Origin of the sequence: Roseovarius bejariae (assembly GCF_009669325.1) — a bacterium.
In the GTDB taxonomy this organism is placed as follows: domain Bacteria; phylum Pseudomonadota; class Alphaproteobacteria; order Rhodobacterales; family Rhodobacteraceae; genus Roseovarius; species Roseovarius bejariae.
The window spans coordinates 2,865,866-2,888,489 of record NZ_SZWE01000001.1 but is presented as its reverse complement, the minus strand read 5'-3'; the positions used below and the strand labels follow the sequence as shown (position 1 = coordinate 2,888,489).

The following is a 22,624-nucleotide window of genomic DNA, read 5'->3' as shown; positions in this document are numbered from 1 at the left end:
CGAGTTTGTTGCACGGGCTGATCATTCGCCAGTTTCGATTCCGAAGAATCTTCTCCGCAAGACTGATTTATACCACTGGTCCTGGACCTGGCTTGCGACACAATGCGAGATATTGGCCGTCCAAAAAACTGTCGAGGATCGCGAACAAACATTCCTTCTCAACGAGGTGCTTCGCTTCCTGAACCACCCCGGAACGGGTGTCGAGCGCTTCTCACAGATGGGATCGGGATGGAAGGATCTCGTCCAGGCCGTCACCAACAACGGAACGCTCAAGAAGACGGCCGCAGAGGTCGAGGAAGGCGTTGGGTGCTGGTTCGAAGAAGAACGCGACCTGAGCCTTCACCTATCCCGCCATGTCGGACAACCTGTTGAGACCATCATCGAGCGCAAGTTGAAAGATGACCCAGTCGCGCGTCTCAAGGCTGGCATTTCGCAGCTTGTGGATGATCAGTGCCTCGCGTCCACCTACCGGATACCCGACAGTGCAGCCGACATTGATGTCATAGCCGACCTGACGCGCAAGACCGTGTCCGCGGGTATGAAGATCAAGGCACCTCTTGACCGCAAATCCACGAAAGCGCGTGTCAATTGGCTCCTGAGAATGCTCAAGGAGGAGGATGACCGGATCATTATTCGGGCTCATTGGCCGGGGCGGGCTCCAGCGACGCAGGAGTCCCTGTCCGTGTTGCGTGAGAACCCGGACTCACTTCAGACAGAGAACAAAGATGCTGCGCCGCACGCATTCGAGGTGCTCCTGGTGGAGAGCCTCGGAAAGCGCTTTGCCGGCCGCCGCACATTCATCGAGGATATCGAACGCATCGTGCCCGACTTCTATGATCTCGTCGGACAGCACCTGCGGGCCTGGCGGGCGCCACCGCCGAGGCCCGTGAAGTCCCGCCCCGCGAGCATCGAGGAAGATGTGCTACAAGAAGATGAAGGCGATGTGGCCTCTGGGATAGTCGAAGGCTGACGACTGGTCGCCGTTCTCACGGTCCCGACTGAATACTCTGGATCGCCTTCCCCCAAACCGCGAAAAATGATCACGATTCTGGAATAGACAGCCTTCTCTGCCGCACATTTATCAGCAGATCTGATCACTCTTATTTCCGGGTAATCCTTTGGCTACTTGGGTCGTACTGATAAAGGTGCAGCGTGCCGCTTTGAATTAGTTGAACTGCCTCGCGCACATGCTCTGGCAGTATGTAAAACCATTCTCTTGGGTGAACTTTCTTACCAAACCGGTCAGTAATCGTTAGATTTGCTGGCCTCGCGGAATCGAAAAACCGGTGCAGTAGATCCTCGATCTTCATGCGGCTAAGATTCTTAAGATCATAGGTCGCGACAATTTCGACATCGGCCAGCAGGAAAGTCGGATCATTCCGCGCATCCGCTACGCGGCGTTTCACGTTCTGGGATGTGACGCCAATCTTGTGCAAAATGTTTCGGACCTCCTTGACCTCAGGACGGTCAGACTTGCTCCGGGCCACATAAATCGTCCCAGTCAGTTCGAGGGCGTCAGCCTGCCAGTCAGGATCCAGAGGTCCAATCCCAGGGCGATGTACATATCGAGCCGTCTTGTCCGCAGCGAGGGCCTTCCTTAGCGAAGACATAAGCGGGTCATTTTCCATCCCATTTGAAAAAACCAGACGAAGCCGGTGATCCGGCTTGCCACCCCGTCGCGAGAGCTCTGTCTTCTCGGCAACATAGGCCAGAAGACCACGATGGATGAAATAATCGCCTTCGTTAATCCGCAACTCCTGCCGGTCTTCAATCGGACTAACAGTCCGCTCACCACTGTCGAGGCGTTCTTGCATATCCAAGAACCCCTGCTCGAAAAGGTCGAAGTCGCGGCATGGGAACATGTCCGCCCGGTGCGCAGGCTGCTCGCGTTCAGCTGCTGGGGTTACATGGCGCAGGGCGACAGCTGCTTCCGGCAATTCCTCATCATCTTCGTCGAAAATGTCCTCAAGACTCTGCGGTATCTCGTCTTCGAGAGGATCCTCGCGCCAGTCGCGTGCCACCTCCGAAGGTTCGTCAGATAGCGCTTCGCCGCCCTGACTTGGAAGAATCGCGTGGCCGTAGCCCAAGAGCTTGTTACGATCAGCCGATATCATGGCATCGGTGGGGCTATTGCAGATACTCTGCCAGATCGTTCCCAGTTTCATCTCTTCGAGATCATGGCTGTTGCCGTTCGGTAGACGCCCCTGTGTCTCATAGAACGTATTCACCTCTGCCACGATCTCGGCGTTGAGTGCATCGGGCGGCGCCGCACCCGACGCACGTGGCTTCACATCAAGAAGGCCGAACTCATCCTCTTCATCGAAGATATCCTCGAGGCTCCGGTATCGCGGCATTCGGCTTTGCCCCCTCTACTCACCCGCTGCCTGAGCGCGCAGGTGCTCCGCTTTCTTGTTGCGAACGTAGGCATGCGCTTCGGCCAGGCGCTTTTCCAGACCATCCTCAGCATTCGGATTCGGTGGCCGCCCTTCCTGTGCCCTGAAGCGCTTGATGCGAGGCCAGAGCGCAAGCGCCTCTTTCTCGGTCATCTGAACCCTTTGGGCGATCATCGCGTTCTGGATGGTCTGCAGGAGCGGTGTATCGAGCGCGCGCGAGGCAACATCGAAGCCCTCCTTGAACGGGTTAATCGAGTCGATCAAATCGATATCGATTTCCCGAACGTTTACGAAGCGCTTCACCATGTCCATCAGAGAGAGATTTTCCTTGGCCTCATCATCCGTTTCGGTCTTGTTCGGATCTTCTTCCTGCGTCGCAGATTCAGCATCGCGCTTCGCCATTCCGATGATATTCATGCGCGCTGCAAGATCCTGACGGATAGCCTCGGTCTCATCATCATCGAGGTCCTCATAGCTCGACTCGACGATCTCGGTTAGAACCATCTGAGTTGCGACCTCCGGGGCGACATCGTCGCCGACAACACGGCGGTCCATCGCCTGGCAGGCCTTAGCCACCAGATCCTGCATGTCGTTTTCGACGATCGCCTGGGCTCGGGGCGTCGGTGGCTCCATCAGCCCACCAATCCCGATGTTGACCCGGCCCTCACTATCCACGTGAACCGGTTCGCGTATATCACCGTCCTCGCGGCGGTAGAACTTAAAGTTCGGCGCCAGCACCTGCTCCATGAGGAGTGCTCCCGAGATCGCCTTCAGCATGTCGTTGACGGCGTCTGCAACTACGGTTGTCTCCACCCCGGGCTCGGCCACCAGGTTCGTGAACTGGGCGTGTTTCTTGCCCGGCGCATCGCGGGTCGCGCGGCCGATGATTTGGACGATCTCAGTCAGGCTGTTCCGGTATCCGATGGTAAGGGCGTGCTCGCACCAGACCCAGTCAAAGCCCTCTTTCGCCATCCCGAGGGCGATGATGATATCCACCTTGTCCCGGTCCGCGGCATCATCCCGTTTCCCATCGGAGCCCGTGATCTCGCGCTGGAGCGCTGCCTTCACGGCATTCCGGCCGTCCCCGTCATCGACGAGGTCGGCGACCTTCAAAACGGTCCCGTCGTTGCGGCGCACCAGATCGAAACCGGTCTCTGGATCCTGGCCGATATGCGCGCCGATGGCATCAAGGATTTGTCCGACCTCATTGTGCTTATCATCGAAAGCCTCGGCGGACCCACGATGCGGGATATGAATGATGGTTTTCTGGTTCGTGTCGAGCACATCCTTGATCGCCGATATGTACCGCCCACGATAGAAGGCGTAGGATATTCCCAGCGATTTGAGATGTTTGTAGCCCTCGAGCTGCTCGTAATACGAGTAGGTGATCGACCGAAACTTCGCCTCGTCCTCGGGCCGCAGGACCGGAACACTGTCGCCGCGGAAATAGGATCCCGTCATTGCCATCACATGGGCTCGCTCGCGGGTCAGAACCCGGCGCAAGATTTCGCCCAGGCGATTATCATCGGCGGCGGCGACATGGTGGAACTCGTCGATCGCCAGGAGGCAATCATCGAAAGCCTCAACGCCTTGCTCACTCACGATCTTATCGAAAGCGAAACGAAAGGTGGCGTGTGTGCAGACGATGATCCGTGCATCGGATTCCATGAAAGCCTCAAAGGTCTTCACCTTCTGCGCGTTCGCCTTCGCCTCTTCTCCCGACAGGCAGAGGTTCCAGCGCGGCTCGACGTCCCAGTCGTGATAGAACCCATAGCTTTTCAGATCAGTGGATCGGAAAGAGCTGCCAATCGATGTCTCGGGAACAGCAACGATCACTTTTCGCACACCCTGGTTCTCGAGCTTGTCGAGCGCCACGAACATCAGGGCTCGGGATTTCCCCGCGGCCGGCGGAGCCTTAAGGAGCATGAATTGTGCTGCCCTTGCGTCGTAAACACGCGCCTGCATCGGGCGCATTCCCAGTGCATTAGACTGGGCGCTTCCAGAGGAGCCATAAGTCATGCGGATCAGGTCAGCCATTACGCCGCCTCCGTTTTCAGTTTCTCGACGCGGGCGGCATAGAGCTTGAAGAGCTTCTCCAGGCGCTCGGTGTCATTTTTGAATGGCCGGCCAATATACATCGCTTCGAGTAGCTCGTCGTTCTTGCGATGCACCTCGCGCAAATCTTCTGGCATCTTATCAGGATCATAAAGCTCGGCGATGGTTTTCGGATGATGCATCCACCTTGTTTTTAAGATCGCGCGCGCTGACGCATTCAAGGCTTCCAGCTGCTCTTCCGTGAAGCGCGGAATAGGGAACGTATTCCAGCCCAATGTACTGGAGTATCTAAAGTCAGATTTTAGCTTCCCACATACCGCTCCAATCCAAGCAATATGTAAACGTGAAGCTATCAAAGATATGCACCAGTCAGGAGCATCATAAAGAACAAAATTCAGATTTGACGCGATCGTATTTTGACCAACTCTCTCAAACGGCAAATATGGTCGGCGCTCTGAGGTCACGCTGGGAACAAATATTGCATGATTTTTCTGCCTACCCGACTCGAAAAGGAACTTATACGGGTCATCTGCCAAGTCCCGTGTGTCTTTCCTTGTGCTTGCTTTTCTAAAATCTCTTACCGCGCGCAGCCTGGCATTTACCTCTTTATTACGAGACCATAGTTGCTTTGTATCCTCCGTTAACCAAAGACAATATCTTTCAATACCCCGAATTACCTCTTGCGACCCCATAAATTGAAGAACATATTTTTTGGCAGAGGAGTCGGATTTTATGAGCGCTTCTGCTTCATCCCGTGAGAGAATTAGATTTCCTCCATCACCAGGCATATTGCCAAACTTCATCTCCGGTAGATTGAAGATGGATGAGGATGACCTTTTCACATACACCTCGGGCATATTTAACAGGTAACTGTTAATGTTTGATGCTTTGGTTTCCAGAGTTCCGTTAAATAACCTCTTTGGTTGTTGGGATTTATTGCGAATACCTACTATGACACACATAACCGCGGCATTAGCAGCTGCATTATTTCGCCATTTGAATGTTCGATGAGCAAATCCAATTTCCCGAGATCTTTCGAGAATTAGTGGCCATATTGTTGAAACCGCATCACCCTGAGCTATCGAATTCGTTGCCACCAGCGCCGCCTGCGCAGAGCGTTCTTCGATATACTGACCGGCTTTGTAGAACCAACCAACGACATAGTCGAAAGCCTTGTAATTTCGGCCTACGCTACTGAACAAATAGTCTTTGTCAGCTTTGTGATGAGGTTCTTGTTGTGCCTTTCCAAGGAAGGGTGGATTCCCGGCGATGTAAACCTCTTCATCCTTTCTCGGAGGTGGGCATACTTCTTCCCAATCGAGACGAAGAGCATTCCCACGAACGATATGACCCCCGTCACGTAATGGGAGGGCTTCGGCTGCAGCCCCGAACAGCTCAGCCATGGCCGCATTGGATTGATATTCTGCGATGAAAAGCGCGAGCTTCGCAGTCTCGGCGCCGAAATCGGTCAGTTCGATCCCATGGAAATTAGCCAAAGAGATTGATGACCACATCTGCACCTGCGTCTGGCCACTCAAATCTCCCAGCCGAGCAAGGATTCTCATCTCCCGTTCGCGCAACTGGCGGTAAGCAACGACAAGGAAATTCCCAGACCCGCAGGCGGGATCAAAAACGTGGATCCGGCCAAGTCTTTCGAGGACCTTTTTCAGGGCGTTGGGTTTATCCCAAGTCTTCTCGATGGAAGCGTCCAGGTCATCGAGGAAGAGCGGACCCAGGACTTTCAAGATATTCGGCACTGAGGTGTAGTGCATTCCAAGCTCGCCGCGGGCCTTTGGGTCCGCGATCGACTGGATCATCGATCCGAAAATGTCCGGATTGATCTCCTGCCAGTCGAGCCGCGCGGCATCCTGGAAATACCCCCAGGCGATCTTGTCGAACTCAGGGCAGTCGATGTGGTCGGAGAAAAGACCGCCGTTCACGTACTCGAGCTCATGGGTCCAGGTCGGGAGGTCCTCGCGTGCATCGCGAGGGAGGTTCATCGCCTCGAAGGCATGAACAATCGCAATATGTGCTTCTGCGCCTTTTTCGCCTGCGTGGTTCACCACAAGACGGGTGAACTGGTCCTTTGAGAAGATCCCAACATCCTCGGCAAAAAAGCAGAAGACCAAACGGGTCATGAACTGGTTGAGGTCGTGGCGGCGTGCCTCGTCCGCCCAACCCGGGTTTTTCCTCAGTAGAGCGTCATAAAGCTTGGCGAGCTTACCGGTCGCTTTGACATCGACTTCGTTTTCTTCAGCTGCCTTGTATCGGGTCATACCGGCCGCTGGCAGGAAAAACCCGAAATGATGATGCATTTCGCTGTACGGGCATCGCAGCGTCTCACCTGATGCCAGATGCTCGGCTACGAGATCCACACCGTCTGTAGTGATCAGGATGGCTGGTTTATGCTTCGCGGTGTTCTTGTCCGCGCGAAGCTGCTCGAGAGCCCCTTCGAAATCGCCGAGTTCGGCCGGGGCGTAGTAGAACTTCTTGCTTAGCAGAACAGCGCGCGGCAACTTGGAGCGGTTCAGAGAGCGCTTCCCAGGGCGGAGCTTCGATACTGTTGCCTTTGCGTTGCCTGTAGCGGCTGCAAAGCCATAGGCGAATTCTTCCGAGTCGAACGGTGTGAGAACAAGCTCTTCGAGCGCATCGGAGACTTCAGACGGGTTCATGGGCGGTACTTCCTGGTCGGTTGATCCTCACGAGGTAGGACAGAACCGGAAAACAAACGAATTAAAGACTGTCATCGAGACGTTATCCGTCACCCGGATAAATTGCAAAGGCTTGAAGTAAGGCCACTTTTCTCGAGCGCCCGGGTCCATCTGCCAAGAGTTGCCGAGAACGGCGGATTGATCTCACCCCCCTTGTGGAATGTCCGGATTTGGACTATATATCCAGATCAGAACGGAGGCCAGCCATGACCATTCTTAAACTTCCCGAGCAGGCTGGAGCGGAGCCTGTCCCGCAGTCAATCGACGCCACGGCGCGCCGACGCGTGAGCGGCCCGGGCTTGCGGACCTTTCTGGCGATAACCGACCGCTACGGCATCTCGACGCGCGACCGGGTAATCCTCTTGGGCGAGCCCTCGAACTCAACCTATCACGAGTGGGTTAAGAAAGCCCTCGCAGAGGCGCCACTGGCGCTGCCGCTCGACACGCTGACCCGGATTTCCGGCATTTTGGGCATTCACAAGGCTCTGGGCATCATTTTCCCCGTAGAGGCCGAGGCAATGACTTGGCTCAAGGGGCCGCACCGCGGTGAGGTTTTCGGCGGACAAGCCCCGGTCGAGGTAATGATCGAGGGTGGCCTCGACGGCATTCTTACGGTTCGGCGCTACCTCGATGGCTGGCGTGGCGGGCTGCGCGGCGGCCCCGGCGAAGGCGCGGATATCGAGCCGGTGTCTGAGACGGACCTCGTGTTCACGTGACGCGCCTTTCCGATGCGCCGGAGCGCACGCACCGCCTGATCCCGTCGCGCTTCCCGCCGATCGATGCGTTTGAAACGGTGACGAGCGCGGGCGATCTCGAGCCCGTCCTCGAGCTTGAAGGCTGGACCAACGACCGCCTCGTGGCGCCGCGGCTCAAGCGGCTTCCGAAATCGGAATGGGTTTACGGTCGCGCCAATGCCAGTGTTGTCATGGCCGCATTCCTGCACGGCGCCCCGCAGGGCACCCGCTTCGCCGGACCCGACCTGGGCGCCTGGTATGCGTCAAGCGCGCTTGAGACCTCGGTCCTGGAGGTGGTGAGCGGCATTCGCCGCGAGATCGCGCTAAGCGCACTGGAGCAGAAGACCGAAGAGTTGCGCGAATACACCGCGCGCCTCGAAGGCAGCTTCGTAGATATCCGCGGCACACGCCCCGACCTGCACGATCCGGACCCTGCGAACTATCCGGCGAGCCAGGTCTTCAGCCGGTCCGTCAGGACGGGTCCGCATGACGGGATCACCTATGACAGCGTGCGTCATTCGGGCGGTGTGAACTGGGTGTCCTACCGACCCAGCCGGGTTCAGGACGTGCTCAAGGCCCGGCATTTCCGTGTCGTTGTGCCGCGTTCGGGAAAGGTCGTCGTGGAGAAGATGCGCGCCGACACCTGATCAATCGCCCACCGTAGGGAATGCGTTGCCGCCACGTACAAGGCCCTATGCATGAAGTGCGTGGGGTAAGGCAGCAACTTCGAAATCTTCCGCCGATAACACGATCGATTCAGACGAGGGGCTCTGTTCGGCGAGTTCGCAGTTTCCCGAAATCCCGATCAGTCACTTTTGAGCGCACCGGTCTATCCAAAGATGTATGTACCTCGCCTTTTGCGCAGTGCGTTTCCAAGCCAGCTGGCTTCTGTCGTTTTCTGTCTACTCCCACCTGCTGGGAAGAAACAAGCGACCAAGGGAAACATTATGAGGCTTTTGACGAACAACACGGCTGCGAGTGCAACAGAGTACGGCCGTATGGCCAGACTAATCGGCATAGTGGCAATCGGCGCTGTGTTTTCATACGGGACCACGGCCGAAGGAGCTGGTGCTGATAGCGAAACCGAAGGCGGTTCAGAACAAATCACGACCATCGACTGCTATGACGCCGGCTCTGTGGGGTTGGTCGGTAATGCCGGCATTTGCGATGGCATGCTCATCGTTGACGACACAGCGCTGCGCGCAGTGGCGTCCAGTGAAGCAGGCGGCGATGAAAGCTATGCAATCACTGGTCCCGACCATAACGCCTACACCTTCGCCGATTCCGCGTACAACGTCTTCACCGGACAGGCGACGAATTTCGCCGCTCTTTTTCAGCGTGACGCGGATTTCAACGACGACATAGGCTACTGGGATACGTCGAGCGTGACGGATATGTCCAACATGTTTGAAAGCGCTGAATCCTTCAATCAAGACATCAGCGATTGGGATACATCGAGCGTGACCAATATGATCGGCATGTTCCAGCGTGCCAACTCTTTCAACCAGGACATCGGTGGATGGAACACATCAAGCGTGACTGATATGTTCGGTATGTTCCAACTGGCCAATTCCTTCAATCAGGACATCAGTGGATGGGATACCTCGAACGTGACGCGTACGTCTTTCATGTTTAGAGAAGCGACCACTTTTAACCAGGACATCAGTGGTTGGGATACGTCGCGTGTGAAGGCGATGAGCGGTATGTTCAACAGCGCTGAATCCTTCAAACAGGACCTGTCTGGGTGGACTGTCAATCCGAACGTGACCGCGTGCTGGACCTTCGCCGATTACAGCGATGCACTCACACCGCCCGGCTTCTCGAACTGCACCCCGTAAGAGGGAATGCATACAAAACAGAGCAACGCCGCCTTCGGGCGGCGTTTTTCTTTGTACACAGCGGCTGAGTTTCCGCCACGAAGCGGCCTACTCGAGCCGAGCGTGAGGGTTTGGCAAAAAGCCATTTGTATTTCGTGGGCCAAATAAGAGATGTCCGGATCCATACCTGAATGACTGCTACGTGTGATCGACCCGCGTTAGGTTTTGAATGCGCCCATTTTCTGATCACCCAGGTGACTTTCGCGTCAGACTATAGATTTGCGCGCCAATTTGCATGCTCGCTTCTTGCTCAGAGGCCACCAAATTGTCATTCCGACTTGAATGAGTGAAAAGCTAACAATCGTCGTTGTCGAAGAGGATCGAGAGCGCGCAATCGCGATCATCGATGCTCTGAAGGACAGTTTGGACTGCGATGTCTTCGTGATCTCTGGGGCCACGGGAGTTGGTCGCAAAATTGCGGCGCATGCGCCCGATATTGTACTGATCGACATAGACAATCCAACGCGCGACATGCTGGAAGAACTTACGCTCGCCTCGGGCCCATTGGAGCGCCCGGTGGCGATGTTCGTGTCGGGCGCAGCGGGCGAACTGGCCCAGACCGCGATCGAGGCGGGGGTCTCGGCCTATGTGGTCGACGGGCTATCGCCCGAACGCATAAAGCCCGTAATGGATACCGCCATCGCGCGGTTTAGCATGGTGCGACAGATGCGCAGCGAGCTGGCCGAAACCCGGCGGGCGCTGGAAGAGCGCAAGGTAATCGACCGCGCCAAGGGGCTTTTGATGAAGGCCAAGGGCATTGATGAAGACGCGGCCTATGCCCTGTTGCGCAAAACGGCAATGGACCAAGGGCGCCGCGTGGCGGACGTGGCGGAGGCTCTCGTGACGGCATCGGGGCTATTGCGATGAAGACAGTCGATATTTCCGTGGCTTATATGCCCTTGGTGGATGCCGCCCCCTTGATCGTTGCCCAAGAAATGGGTTTTGCCGAAACCGAAGGCACTTCGCTGGACCTTATTGCCGCGCCGTCATGGTCATCAGTGCGCGATATGCTGGCCTTTGGACGCGTGGACGCTGCGCATCTGCTCTCGCCGGTGCCGGTGGCCATGGCCTTGGGTCTTGGTGGGGTGTCGACGCCGATTTCGGCGGTGTCGATCCTGTCGGCCAATGGCAATGTTCTGGGGGTTGGACGCGCCATGGAAGAGACTTTGCGCGCCTCAGGATATGATTTTGATTTCAATGATCCGGTGAAGGCCGCCGCCGCGCTATCCTGCGTGCGCGAGGGGCCGATCACCTTTGGCGTACCGTTTCCGTTTTCCATGCATGTGGAGCTTTTGCGCTACTGGTGTGCGCACACGGCTTTGGGCGACGACGGCATTGATATTCGCACGGTGCCGCCACCCTTGATGGCCGAAGCGCTGGCCGCCGGAGATATTGACGCTTTTTGCGTGGGCGAGCCTTGGGGATCGGTCGCGGTGGACCGGGGGCTTGGGGCGCTTTTGCTGCCCGGAAAGGCGATCTGGGGCTTTGCGCCGGAAAAGGTTCTGGCCGTGCGCACCGATTGGGCCGAAACCGAACCCAACCTGTTGGGCCGCCTGATGCGGGCTGTATGGCGCGCGGGGCGCTGGCTTGGCCACCCGGACAGCCGGAGCACGGCGGGCGAAATCCTGTCGCGCAAGGCCTATTTGGATGTTCCGGCGGAATTGATCGACCGGGCGCTTTCGGGCCATTTGACGGTGTCAGGGAGCGGCGAGCAACGCGAAGTCGCGCATTTCATCGAGTTCCACGCCGGAGCTGCAACTTTTCCGTGGCGCAGTCAGGCCAAGTGGATTGCCCATCAACTGCAACAACGGCACAAGGTAATTGATGCGATCTCGTTGGCGCAAGCGGCGGCTGCATTCCGCAGCGACCTGCACCGCCGCCACTTGGACGCGACCGGTGCGGATCTGCCCGGGGCGTCGGAAAAACTGGAAGGCGCGATTCGTCGTACAACCGCCGTTGCGTCGATGAAAGGCGGGATCAGCCTGTTGCCGGATGCGTTTTTCGATGGCCAAACTTTTGATCCAAGCGAATTTGACTGATGATTTTTTAAGCAAACGCCGCTGCGACGTCACTGTGCCGGGCCCGATTTTCAAGCTTTCCGCGATTTTTGCTTTGCCAGAATGCTGCGCTGCCGCATGATGGTTGCATCAGCACACAACGGGGTGAGCTGATCCGAATTTTCCCACCGACAGGGACTTCATGAGCAAGGCCGCTCGCGCACCACTGGTTTTCAGTGGGCTGTGCAGTGGCCTTTTTTGCGTTTGCCCGGGCCTCCTCCTTCCGACCCGGGAGCAACGAAAGGAAAAACGATGAAAAACCTTCTTTTTGGGCTGGCCGCCTCGACCGCTTTGCTGAGCCCAGCCTTCGCCGACATGCTGGAGCTGGAAAAAGACGAACTGACCTTCGGGTTTATCAAGCTGACGGATATGGCGCCGCTCGCCGTGGCCTATGAAAAGGGCTACTTTCTCGACGAGGGCCTGTTCGTAACGCTGGAGGCCCAGGCCAACTGGAAAGTGCTGCTGGATGGCGTGATCGACGGCCAGTTGGACGGCGCGCACATGCTGGCCGGTCAGCCACTGGCCGCCACGATCGGGTTCGGCACCGAGGCGCATATCATCACGCCGTTTTCCATGGACCTGAACGGCAACGGCATCACCGTGTCTAACGAGGTCTGGGACAAGATGCTGCCGCATATCCCCAAGATGGAGGATGGCCGTCCGCAGCACCCGATCAGCGCAGAGGCACTGGCCCCGGTGGTCGAAGAGTTCAAAAACGAAGGTAAGCCCTTCAACATGGGCATGGTCTTCCCGGTCTCGACCCATAATTACGAGCTGCGCTACTGGCTGGCGGCCGGCGGGCTGCACCCGGGCTATTACAGTCAGGAAAACATTAGCGGCCAGATCAATGCCGATGTCTTTCTGTCCGTGACGCCGCCGCCGCAGATGCCTGCAACTTTGGAGGCTAGAACAATCCACGGCTATTGCGTGGGCGAGCCTTGGAACCAGCAAGCCGTGTTCAAAGGGATCGGTGTTCCGGTGATCACCGATTACCAGCTGTGGAAGAACAACCCCGAAAAGGTTTTTGGGATCACCGCCGAGTTCGCTGAGGAAAACCCGAACACCACGCTGGCCTTGACGAAGGCGCTGATCCGTGCCGCGCAGTGGTTGGATGAGAACGACAACGCCAACCGCCCCGAGGCGGTCGAGATCCTGAGCCGCCCGGAGTATGTCGGCGCCGATTACGAGGTGATCGCCAATTCGATGACCGGGTTCTTTGAATTCGAGAAGGGCGACAAGCGCGACATTCCCGATTTCAATGTCTTCTTCCGGTACAACGCGACCTATCCGTTCTACTCGGACGCCATCTGGTACCTGACGCAGATGCGCCGCTGGGGCCAGATTTCCGAACCCAAGTCCGATAGTTGGTATGACGAGGTCGCCAAGTCAGTCTACAAGCCCGAAATCTACCTTGAAGCAGCAAAAATGCTGGTTGACGAGGGGCTGGCGGATGAAACGGACTTTCCTTGGGACAGCGATGGTTACAAGGCCGCGACGCCTGCCACGGATATCATTGACGGTATCCCCTACGACGGCCGCGCGCCCAACGCCTATCTCGACAGCTTGCCGATTGGCCTGAAGGGCGAACAGCGCGTTGTCGGCACCGAGGTCGAAGGCTGACCAAAGCGTTGCATCGCGCCTTGCCCTCAAAGGCGCGGTGCACCCGATACCTGACATCAAGGACTATTCCCATGACAACCGTCGACCCCGATTTCGCAAATGCAGAGGCACGAGAGGCCCGCAGGGCCCGTGTCTTTACCCGCATCAACGCCGCCGATAAATGGTTTCAGGTGCTTGGCCTGAGCTGGATGACCCCGGTTCTCAAGGCCGTGGCCGGTGACAACCCACAAGCCCAGGCCAAGGAAATCTGGCGCCTTCTGGCGGTGCCCCTCCTTGCTATTTGTGCCTTTCTGCTTCTTTGGGGCAGCTTGGCCCCCAAGGTGGAAACATCGCTGGGCGCGGTGCCCGGACCGGCGCAGGTTTGGACAGAGGCGGTGAACCTGCATGAAGACGCGCATGCCAAGGCCGAAAAACGCGTCGCATTCCAGGCCAAAGTCGATCAGCTCAACGAACGCCTGATTGCCAATGGCCGCGAACCCAAGGAGCGCGCCTACACCGGCGCCCCCAGCTATTACGAGCAAATCTGGACTTCGATCCAGACCGTGTTCTTTGGCTTTCTCCTGGCCACGGTGGTTGCGGTGCCGCTGGGCATTCTGGCCGGTCTCTCGCCCACCGCGAATGCCGGGCTGAACCCGCTGATCCAGATCTTCAAACCAGTCTCGCCTTTGGCATGGTTGCCCATCGTGACGATGATCGTCTCGGCGCTGGCGGCGACCGAAGGCGGGCTGTTCGCCAAGAGCTTTATCATCTCAGCGGTCACCGTGACGCTGTGTTCGCTTTGGCCGACGCTGATCAATACCGCGCTGGGCGTGGCAAGCATCGACAAGGATCTGGTCAATGTCTCGAAGGTTCTGAAAATGAACACTTGGACCAAGATCACCAAGCTGGTCCTGCCCTCAGCCCTGCCGTTGATCTTTACCGGGCTGCGCCTGTCGCTGGGTGTGGGTTGGATGGTTTTGATTGCTGCCGAGATGTTGGCCCAGAACCCCGGGCTTGGCAAATTCGTCTGGGATGAATTCCAGAACGGCTCAAGCTCCAGCCTTGCCAAGATCATGGTTGCGGTCTTCACCATCGGGATCATCGGCTTCTTGCTGGATCGGGTGATGTATGCGCTGCAATCGCTTTTCACCTTCTCGAATAACCGGTGAGCGCCATGAGCATTTTGAAGTTCGATAACGTCAGCAAATCCTTCGGCGAAGGCACCCATAAGACGGATGTCCTCAAGGACGTCGGCCTTGAGGTCGCGGAAGGCGAGTTCCTCGTGATCCTTGGTTTCTCGGGCACCGGCAAGACCACATTGATCAACCTGATGGCGGGGCTGGAAAGCCCCACCAAGGGCACGGTGACCTTCAAGGGCGCGCCGATCACCGGGCCGGGACCGGAACGCGGGGTGATCTTTCAAAGTTATTCGTTGATGCCGTGGTTGACGGTCAGTGGCAACGTGGGCCTTGCCGTGGATACGGTTTTCCCTGACCTCAGAAAGACCGAAAAGGCCGAAAAGGTCGCGCATTACGTGGATATGGTGGGGCTGAGCCATGCCGCCACGCGCCGCCCGGCGGAATTGTCGGGCGGGATGCGGCAGCGGGTGAACGTGGCCCGCGCGCTGGCCATGAGCCCCGAGATGTTGCTTCTTGATGAGCCGCTTTCGGCGCTGGATGCCCTGACGCGGGCCAATCTGGCCGACGAGATCGAGCATATCTGGGAAGCCGACAAGAAGACCTGCGTTCTGATCACCAATGATGTGGACGAGGCGATCATCCTGGCCGACCGGATCATCGCTCTAAACCCGGATGGCACGCTGGGCGAGGAATTCGCCGTCTCCATTCCGCGCCCGCGTGACCGCAGCGCAATGAACACCGATGACACCTTCAAACGGCTGCGTGCAGAGGTGACGAAATACCTGATGGATGTGGGGATCGAGGCCAAGGTGGAAGGCACTCGGCAATTGCCGGATGTGACGCCCATTCATGGCGTACCGACCGCAGTGCAGGACGCGCAAAAGGGCCTAATCGAGTCGCGCTTTTTGGATTTCTCGCAATTGCACAAGGTGTACCCGACACCCAAGGGGCCGCTGACCGTGGTCGAGGATTTCGATCTCAAGATCGACCGGGGCGAGTTCATTTCCCTGATCGGGCATTCGGGCTGTGGCAAATCCACGGTTCTGACCATGGCCGCCGGTCTGAACGAGATTTCCAAGGGTGCGATCAAGCTGGATGGCCGCCATGTGGAGGGGGCCGACCCAGAGCGCGCCGTGGTGTTCCAGTCGCCCAACCTCTTCCCGTGGCTTTCGGCGCGCGAGAACTGCGCCATCGGGGTGGACAAGGTCTATCCCCGGGCGTCGCAGGCCGAGCGTCAGGATGTGGTGGAATACTACCTCGAACGCGTGGGCCTGGCCGATGCGATGGACAAGCCCGCCTGCGACATGTCGAATGGCATGCAGCAGCGCGTCGGCATTGCCCGCGCCTTTGCGCTCTCTCCCAAGTTGCTGCTGCTCGATGAGCCGTTCGGCATGCTCGACAGCCTGACGCGCTGGGAATTGCAGGAAGTGCTGATGGAGGTCTGGTCACGCACCAAGGTCACTGCGATCTGCGTCACCCATGACGTGGACGAGGCGATCCTGCTGGCGGACCGAGTGGTGATGATGACCAACGGCCCACAGGCCACGATTGGCAAGGTCACATCAGTCGACCTGCCACGTCCCCGCACACGCAAGGCGTTGTTAGAGCACCCCGATTACTATGCCTACCGGCAGGAGGTGCTTGATTTCCTTGAAGAGTATGAACACGGCGCCAAGCCGAAGAAACCGGCCACCAAGGCCATGGCAGCGGAGTGAACCCATGACACAGAAACTCGTCATCATCGGAGCCGGCATGGCCTCAGGCCGGGTGATCGAACATTTGGTCGAAGAAAATGCCGGGGCCTATGACATCACGCTTTTCAATGCCGAGCCACGCGGTAACTACAACCGCATCATGCTGTCGCCCGTGCTGTCCGGCGACAAGACATATGAGGAGATCGTCACGCATGATGACGATTGGTATGACCAGCATGGCGTGACCTGCCGCTTTGGTGAACATGTGCTGCGCATCGACCGCGAGATGAAGGTGGTCGAAGGGCAAAACGGCCACGTGCCCTATGACAAGCTGATCATCGCGACCGGCTCGGCCCCATTTATCATCCCCGTTGAGGGCAATGATTTGCCCGGCGTGATCACATACCGCGATCTGGACGATACCAACGCCATGATCGACGCCGCCAAACAGGGCGGAAAGGCGGTAGTGATCGGTGGCGGGCTTCTGGGGCTTGAAGCCGCCGCAGGGCTGGCCGAGCGCGGCATGGAGGTGACCGTGCTGCACCTGATGGGGCACCTTATGGAACGGCAGCTGGACGAGGCCGCCGCATACCTCCTGCGTCGTGATCTGGAAAAGCGCGGCATCACCATCATGACCCAGGCCTCGACCGCCGCCATTCTGGGCGAGGACCGGGTCGAAGGCGTCATGCTGGAGGACAATACCGGGCTCGAGGCCGATCTGGTCGTCATGGCGGTGGGCATCCGGCCCGAAACCCGGCTGGCTACGGATGCCGGGCTCGAGGTGGCGCGGGGTATCGAGGTGAATGCGCAGATGCAGACCTCGGACCCGGATATCTACGCCGTGGGCGAATGCGTCGAGTATGACGGGCATCTTTTCGGTCTTGTCGCGCCGCTCTACGACCAGGCCAAGGTGCTGGCCCATGCGCTAATGGATCAACCCGACGCCTTCGTCGTCAAGGATATCGCCACCAAGCTCAAGGTCACCGGCTGCGATCTGTTCTCCGCCGGGGATTTCGCCGATGGCGAAGGCCGCGAGGACATCGTGTTCCGCGATCCGTCACGCGGCGTCTACAAGCGGCTGGTGATCGAAGACGACCGGCTAGTCGGCGCAGTGATGTATGGCGACACGGCCGACGGCAACTGGTTTTTCGGTCTGATCAAGGACGGCACCGAGATTGACGAGATGCGCGAGACGCTGATCTTTGGTCCCGCCTTTCAGGGGGGTGACCAGGCGGACCCTCTCTCAGCCGTTGCAGCCTTGCCGCGTGATGCGGAGATCTGCGGCTGCAACGGCGTTTGCAAGGGCAAGATCGTGGACGCGATCGAGGGTGGCGCAACCGATCTGGGCGCGGTCAAGGCACAGACCAAGGCCAGCGCCTCCTGCGGGACCTGCACCGGGCTGGTGGAGCAGCTTTTGCAGGTGACCTTGGGCGATGACTTCGAAGCGCCCACGGCGCAGCCCATATGCGGCTGCACCGATCTCACCCACGAGGATGTGCGCCGGTTGATCAAATCGCAGGAGCTAAAATCGCAGGCGGCAGTTTGGCAGGAGTTGGGCTGGAAAACGCCCAATGGCTGCCATGTCTGCCGCCCTGCAGTGAATTTCTACCTACTGGCGGATTGGCCGCTGGAGTATCAGGACGATCCGCAAAGCCGTTTCGTCAACGAACGCAAACACGCCAATATCCAGAAGAACGGCACCTTTTCCGTGGTGCCGCGCATGTGGGGCGGGATCACCAACCCGGATGAACTGCGCGCCATTGCCGACGCGGCCGACAAATACGACGTGCCCACCGTCAAGGTCACCGGCGGGCAGCGTATTGACCTTCTGGGCGTGAAAGGCGAGGACCTGCCCGCGATCTGGGCCGATCTGAACAAGGCTGGTCTGGTCTCGGGCCATGCCTATTCCAAGGGGCTGCGCACGGTTAAAACCTGTGTCGGCACCGATCATTGCCGCTTTGGCACGCAGGACTCGACCGGGCTTGGCATCAAGCTGGAACAGGCGCTTTGGGGGTCATGGACCCCGCACAAGGTCAAGCTGGCGGTCTCGGGCTGTCCGCGCAACTGCGCCGAGGCGACCTGCAAGGATGTGGGCATCGTCTGTGTCGACAGCGGCTATCAGGTCGGTGTCGGCGGCGCGGCGGGCATGGATGTGAAAGAGACCGAGCGGCTGGTGGACGTGGCCACCGAAGACGAGGCCATCGAATGGACCGTGGCCTTTGTCCAGCTCTACCGCGAAAACGCCAAATACCTGGACCGCCCCTATAAATGGCTGGCCAAGGTCGGTCTGGACTGGGTCAAGGAAACGCTTGCCGACGCCGGGGAACGCGCGCGGCTGGTGGCGGCTTTCGAGCTGTCGCAGAGCATCTATCGCAAGGACCCCTGGGCCGAGCACGCGAAACAGGCCGAGCGGTTCCAGCCGCTGGCCGATCTGACACTGGAGGCCGCGGAATGAGCTGGATCGACATTTGTGCGCTTGACGACATCCCGCTGCGCGGCGCGCGCAAGCTGAAAACCGCGCTGGGATGCGTGGCCGTTTTCCGCACCTCTGAGACGGAGGTTTTTGCCGCCGCCGACCGCTGCCCCCACAAGGGCGGGCCGCTGTCTGAAGGCATCGTTCATGGCCAATCGGTGACATGCCCGCTGCATAACTGGGTGTTTGACCTGAATACCGGTCAGGCCCAGGGCGAAGATGGTCAGATCGCGACCTACAAGCTGCGCATCGAAGGCGACCGCGTGCTGATCGACGGGGCGCGGCTCACCGCAAGGAGTGCAGCGTGATGGATGGGTCTGGCCTGCCGGAAACCCGCTCCACCTGCCCCTATTGCGGGGTGGGCTGCGGCGTGCTGCTGCGCCCGGACGGGCAAGGCGGGATGGATGTGCGCGGCGATCCCGATCACCCGGCCAATCACGCGCGGCTCTGCTCCAAAGGCTCGGCGCTGGCCGAAACCATCGGGCTGGAGCATCGCCTTCTGGCGCCGCGCGTCGACGGGCGGGACTGCGACTGGGACAGCGCGCTGCAACATGTGGCGGACCGGTTTTCCGACACCATCGCGCGGCATGGGCCCGACAGTGTCGGGTTTTACGTCTCAGGCCAGTTGCTGACCGAGGATTACTATGTCGCAAACAAGCTGATGAAAGGCTTCATCGGCTCGGCCAATATCGACACCAATTCGCGGCTCTGCATGGCGTCCTCGGTCGCGGGGCACAAACGCGCCTTTGGCACGGATACGGTGCCGGGCACCTATGAGGATCTGGACGCGGCGGATCTCGTGGTCCTGGTCGGCTCCAACCTCGCCTGGTGTCATCCGGTGCTCTATCAACGCCTGCTGGCGGCGCGCAAGGCCCGCGGCACCAGGATCGTGGTGATCGACCCGCGCCGCACAGCCACCTGCGACAGTGCAGACATGCATCTGGCGCTGGCGCCGGGCAGCGATGTGGCGCTGTTCAACCGACTGCTCACCACGCTTTACGAAGGCGGGGCGCTCGATGCCGGCTATCTGCGCCAGACCAACGGGTTCGACCGCGCGATCGAGACCGCATTCAGCGACGATGCGCGCGTGACCGGCCTGTCCCCCGATAGGATCGAGGCATTCTGCGAGCTGTGGATGCGGACCGAAAAGGTGGTGACGATCTATAGCCAGGGGGTGAACCAGTCCAGCTCTGGCTCGGACAAGGTCAACGCCATTCTGAACTGTCACCTTGCCACCGGCCGCATCGGCAAGCCCGGCATGGGGCCGCTTTCGGTCACCGGGCAGCCCAATGCCATGGGCGGGCGCGAGGTGGGCGGGCTGGCCAATATGCTGGCCTGTCATCTCGATCTGGAAAACCCCGATCACCGCGCCGCGGTGCGCAGCTTCTGGGATGCGCCGCAGATGCCCGATGCGCCGGGGCTCAAGGCGGTGGACATGTTCCGCGCCGTGGGCGACGGGCGGATCAAGGCGCTCTGGATCATCCATACGAACCCCGCCGTGTCGATGCCCGAGGCCGACGCGGTGCGCGATGCCATAGCAGGCTGCGATTTCACCGTGGTCAGCGACATCACCGCCGCCACGGACACGGCGCGTCTGGCCGATGTGTTGCTGCCTGCCACGGCCTGGGCGGAAAAGGAGGGCACGGTCACCAATTCCGACCGGACGATCAGCCGCCAACGCAGCGTTCTGCCGGCCCCGGGCGCGGCACGGCCCGATTGGGCCATCCTGGCCGAGCTGGGGCGGCGCATGGGGTTTGACCGGGCCTTCGACTATGCCAGCCCGGCCGAGATTTTCCGCGAATACGCCACGTTGTCGGGGATTGCGGGCCAGTTCGGGCGCGATTTCGATATCTCGGGGCTGGCGCGGATGACCGACGCGGCCTATGCCGGGCTTGTGCCGGTCCGCTGGCCGGTCACGGCGATGCGCGCGGGCGGGCGCTTCTTTGCCGATGGCGGGTTTTTCCACGCTGATGGCAAGGCGCGCTTCGTGCCGGTGAGCTATCGAGCGCCCGCCTCAAAAACCGGGCCGCGCTATCCGTTTCGGCTCAATACCGGGCGGTTGCGAGACCAGTGGCACACCATGACCCGCACCGCGCTCAGCCCGCGCCTGGCGGCGCATATGCCGGAACCCTTCATCGAGCTGCACCCCGAGGATGCAGCAGCCCAAGGCATCGCGCCTGCCGACCTTGTACAGGTCCAAAGCCCGCATGGGCGCGCCATTCTGCGCGCGCGCATCACCGACAGCGTGCAGCCTGGTCAGGTCTTTGCCCCGATGCATTGGACCGGGGAAACCGCGCCATCGGCGCGGATCGACGGGCTGGTCGCCGCAGAGACCGACCCGGTCTCGGGCCAGCCGGAAAGCAAGGCCAGCGTCGTGGCCCTGTCGCGGTTCAAAGCCGCCTGGTATGGCTTTGCCGTGTCGCGTGACGCCATGGCCCCGACCGCAGATTACTGGGCCCTGGCGCGCACAGGCCAAGGCTACCGCGCCGAGATGGCGGGGCATACGCCCCCCACCGATTGGGAGCAAGAGGCCAGACGCCTCTTTGCCGCGCCCGGGGCCAGCGCCATGTCGATCCTGGACGCCGCGCGCGGCACCGCCCGCATCGCGCTCCATGAGGAGGGCGCTCTGATCGGCGCGCTCTTCGTCGCCCCCCGCCCCGTCGCGGTGATGCGCGACTATCTGGTGACATTGCCGGGCGCGGCGGCAGAAGGCGTGCTTCAGGGGCGGCCAGCGGCAGATGTGCCAAACCCTGGGCCGGTTCTGTGTTCCTGTCTCGGCGTTGGGGTGAATACCATCGTTGAGGCGGTCGAGACGCAGGGGCTGATCTCGGTCGACGCCATTGGCGAGGCCTTGGGGGCGGGCACGAACTGCGGGTCCTGCCGCCCCGAGATCGCAGCCCTTTTGCAAAACCTGCACAATCCGGAGGCGGCGCAATGAGTCTTGCAGAGCATGTTCGCACCCTGGGGCGTGGTCCCGGTCGGTCGCGGTCCCTGACCGAGAGAGAGGCCAATAAGGCGATGCGCGCGATGCTGTCGGGCGATGCCGCGCCCGAGGCGGTGGGTGCGCTTTTGATGCTGTTGCGGATGAAGGGCGAAACCGCCGAGGAAATCGCCGGCTTGGCCCGCGCGGCGCAGGAAAGCGCGCCTGCAATTGAGGCGGTTGATCTGGACTGGCCCAGTTATGCGGCGGGGCGCACCCGGGGTGCCCCGTGGTTTCTGTTTTCCGCCGCCATGGTGGCGCGGTCGAGACACCGGGTTTTGCTGCATGGCTGGAACGGGGCGGACCGGAAGGTGCGCGATGGGCTTGAAACCGCAGGCATCAAAACCGCGCGCAATGCGGACGAGGCCAACGCCTTTCTGGATCGTCATGGCATTGCCTATCTGCCACTGGAGGCCCTGCACCCCGCGTTGTTCCGTCTGTTGACCTTGCGCGAGGTTTTGGGCCTTCGATCTTGCATTAACACGGTTTGCCGGATGCTTAATCCCGGGCGCGCAAATGCCAGTGTACAGGGTGTCTTTCATCCCTCTTATCGGTTGTTGCAGGCCGATGCTGCTGCCTTGTTGGGATGGCACGGCCTGAGCGTGATCAAAGGCGGCGGGGGCGAGTTCGAACGCCACCCCTCCAAACGGATCTCGGCGTTCGGGCTGCGGCGGGGCCGGGTGTATCAATCGACGCTGCCCGCCTTGACCGGGGAAACCCGGCGGTTGTCCGTGGCCTCAGCCCCGCCGCTGGTCGCGGCGCAACACCCGCACAGCCTGCCGGCCTTTGAGACGCAAACGATCATTGGCACCACGGCCTTGGCGCTTGACACGCTTGGCCATTCGGATGCCGCCGATATGGCCGCCGCGCTCTGGACCGCCACGGCCCCTCTGCACCCCGCTTGAAAAGGAG

Annotated in this window: 16 protein-coding genes; 13 read left to right on the top strand and 3 right to left on the bottom strand. The window is 59.7% G+C overall.

Features of this window, described 5'->3' with window-relative positions:
- Positions 1-970, top strand: a 970-nt coding sequence (locus FDP25_RS17080) for a hypothetical protein (RefSeq protein WP_172982808.1), incomplete at its 5' end; no start/stop codon positions are given.
- A 130-nt stretch (positions 971-1,100) separates the two neighbouring features.
- Here FDP25_RS17080 and FDP25_RS13945 read toward each other — a convergent pair.
- The 3 genes from FDP25_RS13945 to FDP25_RS13935 are packed head-to-tail and all read right to left on the bottom strand — an operon-like array spanning position 1,101 to position 7,120.
- Entirely contained in the window at positions 1,101-2,354 is a 1,254-nt protein-coding gene (locus tag FDP25_RS13945; protein ID WP_154152928.1) for a GIY-YIG nuclease family protein, read from the bottom strand.
- Positions 2,355-2,369: 15 nt separating this feature from the next.
- On the bottom strand, positions 2,370-4,430 hold the full coding sequence (locus FDP25_RS13940; protein ID WP_154152925.1) for a DEAD/DEAH box helicase: 2,061 nt from the start codon (positions 4,428-4,430) through the stop codon (positions 2,370-2,372).
- A complete protein-coding gene (locus FDP25_RS13935; protein WP_154152923.1) occupies positions 4,430-7,120 on the bottom strand; it encodes a class I SAM-dependent DNA methyltransferase in 2,691 nt (896 codons plus the stop codon). The genes FDP25_RS13940 and FDP25_RS13935 overlap by 1 nt, the downstream gene beginning before the upstream one ends.
- Before the next feature lie 245 nt (positions 7,121-7,365).
- Here FDP25_RS13935 and FDP25_RS13930 point away from each other — a divergent pair, with 245 nt between their 5' ends.
- The 12 genes from FDP25_RS13930 to FDP25_RS13875 all read left to right on the top strand — a co-directional run bounded on the left by FDP25_RS13930 (position 7,366) and on the right by FDP25_RS13875 (position 22,617).
- Complete coding sequence (locus tag FDP25_RS13930; RefSeq protein ID WP_154152920.1) at positions 7,366-7,875, top strand: MbcA/ParS/Xre antitoxin family protein; 510 nt, start codon at positions 7,366-7,368, stop codon at positions 7,873-7,875.
- Positions 7,872-8,540, top strand: coding sequence for an RES domain-containing protein (locus FDP25_RS13925; RefSeq protein WP_218939978.1), 669 nt, complete (start codon positions 7,872-7,874; stop codon positions 8,538-8,540). Before FDP25_RS13930 ends, FDP25_RS13925 begins: the two co-directional genes overlap by 4 nt.
- A gap of 300 nt (positions 8,541-8,840) precedes the next feature.
- Positions 8,841-9,731 (top strand): BspA family leucine-rich repeat surface protein, encoded by an 891-nt coding sequence (locus FDP25_RS13920; RefSeq protein WP_172982807.1) that lies wholly within the window; start codon positions 8,841-8,843, stop codon positions 9,729-9,731.
- Between the two features lie 321 nt (positions 9,732-10,052).
- Positions 10,053-10,637, top strand: a complete 585-nt coding sequence (locus tag FDP25_RS13915) for an ANTAR domain-containing response regulator (RefSeq protein ID WP_154152918.1) — start codon at positions 10,053-10,055, stop codon at positions 10,635-10,637.
- The gene (locus tag FDP25_RS13910; RefSeq protein WP_154152915.1) at positions 10,634-11,809 is read left to right on the top strand and encodes an ABC transporter substrate-binding protein; all 1,176 of its coding nucleotides are present in this window, start codon (positions 10,634-10,636) and stop codon (positions 11,807-11,809) included. Before FDP25_RS13915 ends, FDP25_RS13910 begins: the two co-directional genes overlap by 4 nt.
- A 270-nt stretch (positions 11,810-12,079) precedes the next feature.
- Positions 12,080-13,447 carry a CmpA/NrtA family ABC transporter substrate-binding protein gene (locus FDP25_RS13905; RefSeq protein WP_154152912.1) on the top strand — a complete coding sequence of 456 codons (1,368 nt, stop codon included), beginning with the start codon at positions 12,080-12,082 and terminating at the stop codon, positions 13,445-13,447.
- A 71-nt stretch (positions 13,448-13,518) separates the two neighbouring features.
- Entirely contained in the window at positions 13,519-14,595 is a 1,077-nt protein-coding gene (locus FDP25_RS13900; protein WP_154152909.1) for an ABC transporter permease, read from the top strand.
- A 5-nt stretch (positions 14,596-14,600) separates the two neighbouring features.
- Complete coding sequence (locus tag FDP25_RS13895) at positions 14,601-16,280, top strand: ABC transporter ATP-binding protein (protein WP_154152906.1); 1,680 nt, start codon at positions 14,601-14,603, stop codon at positions 16,278-16,280.
- A 4-nt stretch (positions 16,281-16,284) separates the two neighbouring features.
- Positions 16,285-18,714: a nitrite reductase large subunit NirB gene (gene nirB / locus FDP25_RS13890; protein WP_154152903.1), complete on the top strand. Its 2,430-nt coding sequence runs from the start codon at positions 16,285-16,287 to the stop codon at positions 18,712-18,714.
- Positions 18,711-19,040, top strand: a complete 330-nt coding sequence (gene nirD / locus FDP25_RS13885) for a nitrite reductase small subunit NirD (protein ID WP_154152899.1) — start codon at positions 18,711-18,713, stop codon at positions 19,038-19,040. The genes nirB and nirD overlap by 4 nt, the downstream gene beginning before the upstream one ends.
- Complete coding sequence (locus FDP25_RS13880) at positions 19,040-21,670, top strand: nitrate reductase (RefSeq protein ID WP_154152896.1); 2,631 nt, start codon at positions 19,040-19,042, stop codon at positions 21,668-21,670. Before nirD ends, FDP25_RS13880 begins: the two co-directional genes overlap by 1 nt.
- Positions 21,667-22,617 (top strand): glycosyl transferase family protein, encoded by a 951-nt coding sequence (locus FDP25_RS13875; RefSeq protein ID WP_154152894.1) that lies wholly within the window; start codon positions 21,667-21,669, stop codon positions 22,615-22,617. The genes FDP25_RS13880 and FDP25_RS13875 overlap by 4 nt, the downstream gene beginning before the upstream one ends.
- Positions 22,618-22,624 lie beyond the last annotated feature (7 nt).